The organism is Defluviitoga sp. (genome assembly GCF_035349255.1).
GTDB lineage: Bacteria > Thermotogota > Thermotogae > Petrotogales > Petrotogaceae > Defluviitoga.
In genome coordinates, this window is record NZ_DAOPSE010000041.1 from 1 (window position 1) to 8479 (window position 8479).

The following is an 8479-nucleotide window of genomic DNA, read 5'->3' on the forward strand; positions in this document are numbered from 1 at the left end:
ATAGTCCTATCAAAGATTTAGTTCTTCAAAATGAAAAGAAAAGACTGAAAATATCAGGCTTAGATTCCAGTAGTGATGTTTCAGAAGGTAACTTTTGGGCGAATGCACGTATCTCTGCAGATAACACATCTGTGAGAAGGGACATTTTAGGTTGCGAAGAATTAAAAATAGATGTTTTTGTAGAAGAACCAACGACCGTTGCAATAGCTGCTGTTCCACAAAGTTCAACTCATGGATGGTCCAACCCTAAACGCGCCGTCAAATTAACTGAAAATGATTTTGTGAAACAAGAAGATGGTATTTACAAAGCAACGTTGAGTATTACTACAGAAGATGCACCTAACTTAGAAGCAATTGTTACAGATCCTAATGACAGTACATTAACCAACATCATTCTTTTTATTGGAACAGATCACGCTGATACCATTTTTCTTGACAATATAGCTATATTTGGTGAAAAATTGGTAACTCCAGTAGAACATGCTCCTTTAGGGGTTGCAAAATTACCTTCTGATTTCGAAGATGGTACACGTCAAGGTTGGGATTGGGACGGATCATCAGGAGTAAAGGGTGCTTTGACTATAGAAAATGTAAACAATTCTAAAGCTCTTTCATGGGAAGTAACGTATCCAGATGTCAAGCCAACGGATGGTTGGGCTAGTGCACCACGATTAATCCTTGCAAATATAAACACAACTCGTGGCGATAACAACAAGTTTGCTTTTGATTTCTATTTAAAACCAGAACGAGCAAGTAAAGGAGCTATATCTATAAACCTAGCTTTTGCGCCACCAACTTTAGGTTATTGGGCACAAGTAACAAAAACTTATGATATACATTTAGAACAGCTTGATCTTGCAGAATTAACAGAGGATGGATTGTATCATTTCAAAGTTTCTTTTGATTTAAATGACATTGCAGATAACAAAATCATTAAATCTGACACAGTTTTAAGGGACATCATAATAGTGTTTGCTGATGTTGAAAGTGATTATTCTGGAAGAATGTATATAGATAATGTCAGATTTGAAAAGTAAAAAAATTGGTATTTTGTTAATTTTTAAGTGTTTATTTGATTAATTTAAGTAAAACTCTGAAAACTTAAGTTTATTAGAATTATTTGTCTCTAAAAAGACTTAAACCTTACTCTAAGTAGGTAATTATGTTTTGAATGTAAATTGTTTCATAATAGAATGTTAATGATAGGATTTTTAGGGAGGCCTTCCTTAAAGAGATAAGCACCAAAAAAACGGAGGTGAATTAAAGTATGAAAAAAGGTTTTATGGTGTTTCTTTTGTTGGTGATGTTGGTTACTGGAGGAATTATGGTTGGGCAAGTAACCCAAATTCCAAGGGAAGAATCAGTCTATGTTGCCGGTTTTCAGTGGGGTCCTCCAACATCGGATAACCCATTTTCAGGCTCACCGATGACTTTTGTTTCAGATCCAAGGCAACATATTTGGGTTTATGAACCGTTGTTCACTTGGGATTTTCTCAACGGGAAATATGTTCCTATTTTGGGAGAATCATACAAGTGGTTAGACGATATGCGATTAGAAGTAAAAGTAAATCCAAAGGCTTATTTCCACGATGGAGTACCTGTAACTGCTGATGATGTTGTGTATTCTTTCAAATTTGGACAAAAATACCCTGTGGGAGCAACAGTATGGGAATGGTTGAAGGATGTTTACAAAGTGGATAATCATACAGTTATATTTGAAATGAAACCAGAAAACGCAAATAAACTAATGGTAGAAGATGCAATTGGCGCATCATTCATTATCCCCGAACACATTTGGTCGAAAGTTGAAGCAGATTGCGGATATGATATTGTCAAGATAAGACAATTTAGAAATGAAAATCCTGTTGGATCAGGACCATACAAAGTTTTTTATGAAAGCCCAGAAACAATTATACTAGAAAGAGTTGACAACTATTGGGGCAACGAAGCTCTACACGGTGGCAAAAAACCTGCAGCTAAATACATAGTCCATCCAATTTTCAAGAGCAATGACGAAGGAGATTTAGCATTTGAAAAAGGTGAAGTGGATGTTTCTCAACAATTCACACCAAGAATTTGGGAAATGTGGGAAGTAAAGAAACTTCCAGTCGGAACCTGGTACAAAGAGATTCCTTATCACGTTCCTGCCACAATGCCTGCAATATGGTTCAATGTTCATAAATATCCTTTAAGTCTGCCAGAAGTAAGAAGGGCAATAGCATATTCTATAAACTATGCAAGAATAGCTGAACTTGCTATGTCTAATTATTCTCCAACTGTTCAAGCTAGTCTTATTATGCCTTACGGAGGAGAAGCAAAATATTTCAATGAAAGCTTAGTTAAACAATACGGCTGGGAATACAATCCTCAAAAAGCAATTGAAATATTAGAAAAAGAATTAGGGGCTACAAAAGGAAAAGACGGTATCTATGTACTACCAGACGGAACAAGACTTGGCCCATTCAAAGCAGAATGTCCTTATGGTTGGACAGATTGGAATGCATCCTTACAGATAGTTGCTCAATCAGCTAAAGCAGTTGGAATAGATATTCAAACTTCTTTCCCAGATATGGCTATAGCATACGATAACAGGCAAATGGGCAACTTTGATATCACAATGTGGACACCTTCTTCACCATGTCCAGCACAACCATGGCTGAATTTCCAAATAGTGATGTATTCAAAGGGAGTGCCAGAGTTTGGTAAAATGGCATACAGCAACTTTGGAAGATATAAAAATGATTGGGTAGATCAATTAATAGACTTGATACCAAAAGTAACTGATGAAGATGAATTAAAGAATTTATATAATGAACTTGATCAAATCTACAGAAAAGATATTCCAATAATTCCACTTATGTACAGACCATGGACTTTTTATCAATATAACGAAACATATTGGACAGGATGGGCTAATGCTGAAAATCCATATGCACCTCCAATGCCATTAGTTGGTGCAGGTATGGAGATGCTGTGGCATATTCAACCTGTGAAAAAATAGGAAATAAGAAACAAGTAATATAGGAGGAGTTCATGGGGTGGGTAAAATAACCCCATGAACTTCTTTAAATATTTTATAGTTGAGAGGTGAACTTAGTGAAGGGATTTACGAAATATTTTGTACAAAAACTCTTATGGTATGCACTTGCGTTTTTTATTGCCCTTCTCTTAAACTTCTTTCTTCCAAGGCTTATTCCTGGAGATCCTATTTCGGTTATAGTTGGACAAATGATGAGTGGAAATGTACCTAGCGAAACACAAGAAAGAGTGTATAGATCTTTTGTCGAAGAATTCGGGTTAGACAAACCGCTTATTGTGCAATTTTTTACGTATATAGGTAATGTTTTTAAAGGTAATTTAGGAACATCTTTTAGTTTATATCCACTTTCAGTAAATGAAGTAATCAGTAGTGCTGTTGTTTGGACAATTGCATTACAACTTCCCTCCATACTAGTCGGTTGGATAGTTGGGAATCTTTTAGGAGCCGCTGCTGCGTATAGAAAAGGAGTGTTTGATAAAACAATATTTCCTTTATCGTTATTCGTCAGTTCGATTCCCTATCAATGTTTAGCAATAATTTTATTGTATGTGTTTGGTGTAAATTTGGGATGGTTCCCAATAGGTGGAGGGTACAGTAGAACTTTACTTCCGACATTATCATGGACTTTTATTTTAGATGTGTTACATCATTATTTTTTACCTTTCTTATCTTTAGTACTTGTGACAATAGGTGGACAAGCGATTGGGATGAGAGAAATGTCCATATATGAGCTTAATACAGATTATGTTACCTACTGTAAAATGTTAGGCATGAGTGATAAAAAGATACAAAGGTATGTGTTTAAAAATGCTGTTTTGCCCCAGATTACTGGACTCGCAATAAGTTTGGGAAGTATGGTTGGCGGAGCACTAGTTACAGAGATAGTATTTGGATACCCTGGTTTAGGAACCTGGTTATTTAATGGGATTAGAAGTCTTGATTATCCTTTAATACAAGGTTCAACTTTAATAATTGCTTTAATGGTATTACTGGCAAATTTTATAATGGACATGGTTTATGGTTTAATTGATCCAAGAGTAAAAGCAGCTCAAATGGAGGAGGTTTAATATGTCGATAATAAAACTATTATTAAAATCTCCAAAATTTTTAATAGGTTTTGGTCTTTTCGTATTTTTGTTGCTAACCGCCTTCATATATCCTGCTGTATCTACAAAAGATCCTTTGGATATGGTAGGATTTATGTATGAACCACCATCATCAACTTTCTTGTTGGGAACAGATAATTTTGGAAGAGATGTATTTGTAGAACTTATCCATGGCATGAAATCTTCTATAATAATTGGGTTATTTTCGGGTTTAATAGCCACAGCCATAGGGATAACTATAGGACTTTTTGCTGGGTACAAGGGAGGAATGGTTGATAACATACTTAATTCAATCACAAACATCTTTTTAGTAATTCCACCATTTGTGATTTTAATATTAATAACAGTTAGTATAGAAAGTAGATCATTGTTAACTATGGGATTAGTTTTAGGTATCACATCTTGGCCATGGACAGCTAGGGCAGTAAGGGCTCAGTCTTTAAGTTTAAGAAATAGAGAACATGTAGATATAGCAAGATTGAATGGAGCGAGCACCTTTGAAATAATTGTTAAAGAAATAATGCCCTATATTCTTTCATACATTTTCATGGCTTTTATCATTCAAGTAGCGAGTGCAATACTGAGCGAAGCAGGAATAAGCATGTTAGGGCTAGGTCCAAGCAACATAGTTTCACTAGGTACAATGCTTTCTTGGGCATTATTGTTTGGAGCTGTTAGGTCAGGAGCTTGGTGGGCTTTCATACCACCGACACTTGTAATAGCGTTAATAACATTTTCACTCTATATAATGAACACTGGGATGGACGAAGTATTTAATCCTCAACTTAGGAGTTGATAGAGATGACGACAAAAAAAACGGTGTTGGAAGTCAATAACTTAAAAACATATTACCAAACAAGACTTGGAGAAAAGATAAAAGCTGTACACAGTGTATCTTTTAAGTTATGCGAAGGAGAAATATTTGGTATAGCAGGCGAATCTGGATGCGGTAAATCAACTTTGGCAATGAGTATATCTGGATTATTTTTGCCGCCCTTGAAGCACGAAAGCGGATCAGTGTTTTTAGAAGGAGAAAATATATTTAAGAAAGACATAAATTATTTGCGGAAAGAGATATTAGGGAAAAAATATTCATATATTCCCCAAAGTGCAATGAATGCGTTAAACCCTACAATAAAAATAAAAGATTTTGTTATCGATTTAATGAAAGAACATGAACCAGAGATGAAAGAAAAAGAGATCCTTGAATTAACAAGGGATCGATTTGAGTCTCTGTCATTACCATCAAGGGTATTAGATTTATATCCTTTAGAATTAAGTGGAGGGATGAAACAAAGGGTAGTTGTAGCTATTTCGACATTGATGAATCCTGTAGTAGTAGCTGCAGATGAACCTACATCTGCATTAGATGTATCAACACAAAAGATGGTAATAAAATTGATAAAAGAACTCTTTGATGATGGAATAGTGAAAAGCATTATATTTATCACTCATGAACTTCCGGTTTTGAGGCATATATGTGATCGAATAGCTGTAATGTACGCTGGTGAGTTTGTAGAAGTAGGAAAGATGGAAGATGTAATTTTCAATCCTATTCATCCATATTCACAGGCGTTGATGCAATCGATACTAGTTCCAGAAGAAGGTATGAAAGAGAAGAAATTACCGTGTTTACCAGGATCACCGCCTGATCTTAGAAAGATTCCAACGGGATGTCGATTTGCTGATAGATGTCCAATAGCAACAGAAGAATGTAAGAAAGAAGAGGTAGAAATGACATCGCTAGGTGACAGAAGTGTACGCTGCATACGGATAAACTACATAATGATGCAAGGAAAGAAGGTGACACCGTATGGCACAAAATACTGAAGAAATTATTAGGGTAGAAAACCTAACAAAAGTTTTTGGTAGCGGTAAAAAGGCAGTGAAAGCAGTAAATAAGATTAATTTTTCAATAAAAAGAGGCGAAATAGTTTCTTTAGTTGGACAAAGTGGGAGTGGTAAAACGACGGTAACAAGGTTGATATTAAGGTTATTAAAAGAAACGGAAGGAAAGATAATATTTGAAGGAAAAGATGTAACAAACATCAAAAGTGAGGAAAAAAAGGAATATTGGAAAAAAGTACAAGCGATATTTCAAGACCCTTATGCATCATTCAATATATTCTCACCTGTAAAAAAAGTATTATTAGATACATTTAAATTGTTTAATAGTAGCTATAGCAAGAAAGAAAAAGAAAAGCTAATATGTGAAACCTTAGAATCAGTTAACTTAAGGCCAGAAGAGGTAGTGGATAAATATCCATTTGAATTAAGTGGAGGTCAAAGGCAAAGGATAATGATAGCCCGCGCTCATTTAATCAGACCCCAATTGTTATTAGCGGATGAACCAACATCGATGATAGATGCGAATTTAAGATCAGGAATACTAGAACTATTATTATCGCTGAGAGATACAGATGACTGTACAATAATGTTTGTTACCCATGACCTAGGATTAGCGTATTATGTGAGTGATCGAATTTTTATAATGCATGAAGGAGAAATAGTGGAGGAAGGAAGTGCTGACAAAATAATAACAGCGCCAGAACATCCATATACGATACAATTAATAAAAGACGTTCCAAAGCTTTCAGAGGAATGGCTTACAAGCTAATAACTTTAATATTTCATCTAACCTAATTAACCTAAGAAAAACTCTACAGTAGGAATATGTTTAATTATGTATATTAAAATACAGATAGAATAGAGGCTTTACAAATAATAACCAAAGTAGGGTTTTGTAACTTCTAAAGACAGTAAAGATAGTAAAAAAAGGAGGAGTTGCCCATTGTCGACAAAATATTTTCCGAAAGATTTCTTATGGGGTGCAGCAACTGCATCTTACCAGATAGAAGGGTCACCACTTGCTGACGGAGCAGGTTCTTCAATTTGGCATAGGTTTTCTCACACGCCGGGGAACATATTAAACGGAGATACCGGAGATGTTGCAGCAGATCATTATCGTAGATACAAAGAAGATATTGCTTTAATGAAAGAGATGGGTTTAAAAGGGTATAGGTTTTCTATAGCTTGGCCAAGAATTTATCCATATGGCAAAGGAAAGATAAATGAAAAGGGAATGGATTTTTATGATAGGCTTGTCGACGAGCTACTTGAGGCAGGAATTACACCGTTTGTTACCCTTTACCATTGGGATCTACCAGCCTTTTTACAAGATTTAGGTGGATGGGCAAATAGAGAAATAGCTTGTTGGTTTGCTGATTACTCATATTACATGTTTCAAAGATTAGGAGATAGAGTAGAAAATTGGATTACTTTGAATGAACCATGGGTTGTTGCGTTTATTGGGCATCTTTTTGGAGAGCATGCACCTGGGATGAGGGATATCTATTCAGCATTTTTGGTTACACATAACCAATTAAGGGCTCATTCAAAAGCAGTTAGGGCTTTTAGAGAAGAAAATATAAAAAATGGAAAAATTGGAATAACCTTTTCAAACACTTCTCATGATCCTGCAACGGGCTCACCAGAAGATAAAATTGCTGCAAGGATTGCACATGAATGGAACAACTATCCTTTATTTTTACATCCTATATACTATGGAGATTATCCAGATACTGTAAAAGAATTTGCAAAAGAGTACTTACCAAAAAATTATTACAAAGATATGGAAGAAATAAAAGAAGAAATTGATTTTGTCGGAATTAACTATTATTCTGGGGATCTCGTTAAGTTCGATCCGGATTCACCTTTGGGTGGAAGAACAGTTGAGAGAGGTCTTCCAAAAACAGCAATGGGTTGGGAAATCTATCCAGAAGGTTTTTATAAAATACTAAAAGGGGTTCAAGACGAGTATGATCCAAAAGAAGTTTATGTAACAGAAAATGGAGCAGCTTTTGATGACAAAGTAGAAAATGGAGAAGTGCAAGATCAAAAGAGGATTGATTATTTAAAGAAACATCTTGAAATGGTTCATAAAGCGATAGAAGATGGAGTAAGACTAAAAGGATACTTTGTTTGGTCTTTACTAGATAATTTTGAATGGGCTTTTGGTTATTCAAAAAGATTTGGAATAGTGTATGTAGATTATGAGACTCAAAGAAGAATAGTAAAAGATAGCGCTAAATGGTATTCTCAAGTCATAAAGAATAATCATTTGCCTTAAACCGTTATTATTTTTTCTTGTAGAGATACTCTACACAAGCGTCTAACCGGTTTCAAATTCTAAGTTATATGTTTTTACGGATAAAACATTATTGTAAGGGGGTTGGGGTTTCAAAGGTTTCAACCTAACTTTCAATCAAGGAGTGAAAAAAGTGGAAAGAGACATAAAAAGCCTAATCTCGCAGATGACACTTGAAGAAAAAGC

General features: G+C 35.1%; 7 protein-coding genes. All 7 read left to right on the plus strand.

Going from position 1 to position 8479, the window contains the following annotated elements; all coding sequences use genetic code 11:
- On the plus strand, positions 1-1037 hold a 1037-nt coding region (locus PKN74_RS07305), incomplete at its 5' end, for a carbohydrate-binding domain-containing protein (protein WP_472310073.1).
- Between the two features lie 230 nt (positions 1038-1267).
- Positions 1268-3001, plus strand: coding sequence for an ABC transporter substrate-binding protein (locus PKN74_RS07310; RefSeq protein WP_472310075.1), 1734 nt, complete (start codon positions 1268-1270; stop codon positions 2999-3001).
- Positions 3002-3096: 95 nt separating this feature from the next.
- Positions 3097-4107 (plus strand): ABC transporter permease, encoded by a 1011-nt coding sequence (locus PKN74_RS07315; RefSeq protein WP_472310077.1) that lies wholly within the window; start codon positions 3097-3099, stop codon positions 4105-4107.
- 1 nt (position 4108) lies between these two features.
- On the plus strand, positions 4109-4942 hold the full coding sequence (locus PKN74_RS07320) for an ABC transporter permease (protein WP_472310079.1): 834 nt from the start codon (positions 4109-4111) through the stop codon (positions 4940-4942).
- Between the two features lie 5 nt (positions 4943-4947).
- Positions 4948-5976 carry an ABC transporter ATP-binding protein gene (locus PKN74_RS07325; RefSeq protein ID WP_472310081.1) on the plus strand — a complete coding sequence of 343 codons (1029 nt, stop codon included), beginning with the start codon at positions 4948-4950 and terminating at the stop codon, positions 5974-5976.
- Complete coding sequence (locus tag PKN74_RS07330) at positions 5960-6763, plus strand: ABC transporter ATP-binding protein (RefSeq protein WP_472310083.1); 804 nt, start codon at positions 5960-5962, stop codon at positions 6761-6763. The genes PKN74_RS07325 and PKN74_RS07330 overlap by 17 nt, the downstream gene beginning before the upstream one ends.
- A gap of 174 nt (positions 6764-6937) precedes the next feature.
- The gene (locus PKN74_RS07335; protein ID WP_472310085.1) at positions 6938-8275 is read left to right on the plus strand and encodes a GH1 family beta-glucosidase; all 1338 of its coding nucleotides are present in this window, start codon (positions 6938-6940) and stop codon (positions 8273-8275) included.
- Positions 8276-8479: the final 204 nt, after the last annotated feature.

Excerpts from the sequence above, each read along its gene's own strand:
- PKN74_RS07325 (WP_472310081.1), top strand. The coding sequence starts at position 4,948 with ATGACGACAAAAAAAACGGTGTTGGAAGTCAATAACTTAAAAACATAT.
- PKN74_RS07310 (WP_472310075.1), top strand. The coding sequence starts at position 1,268 with ATGAAAAAAGGTTTTATGGTGTTTCTTTTGTTGGTGATGTTGGTTACT.
- PKN74_RS07320 (WP_472310079.1), top strand. The coding sequence starts at position 4,109 with ATGTCGATAATAAAACTATTATTAAAATCTCCAAAATTTTTAATAGGT.
- PKN74_RS07330 (WP_472310083.1), top strand. The coding sequence starts at position 5,960 with ATGGCACAAAATACTGAAGAAATTATTAGGGTAGAAAACCTAACAAAA.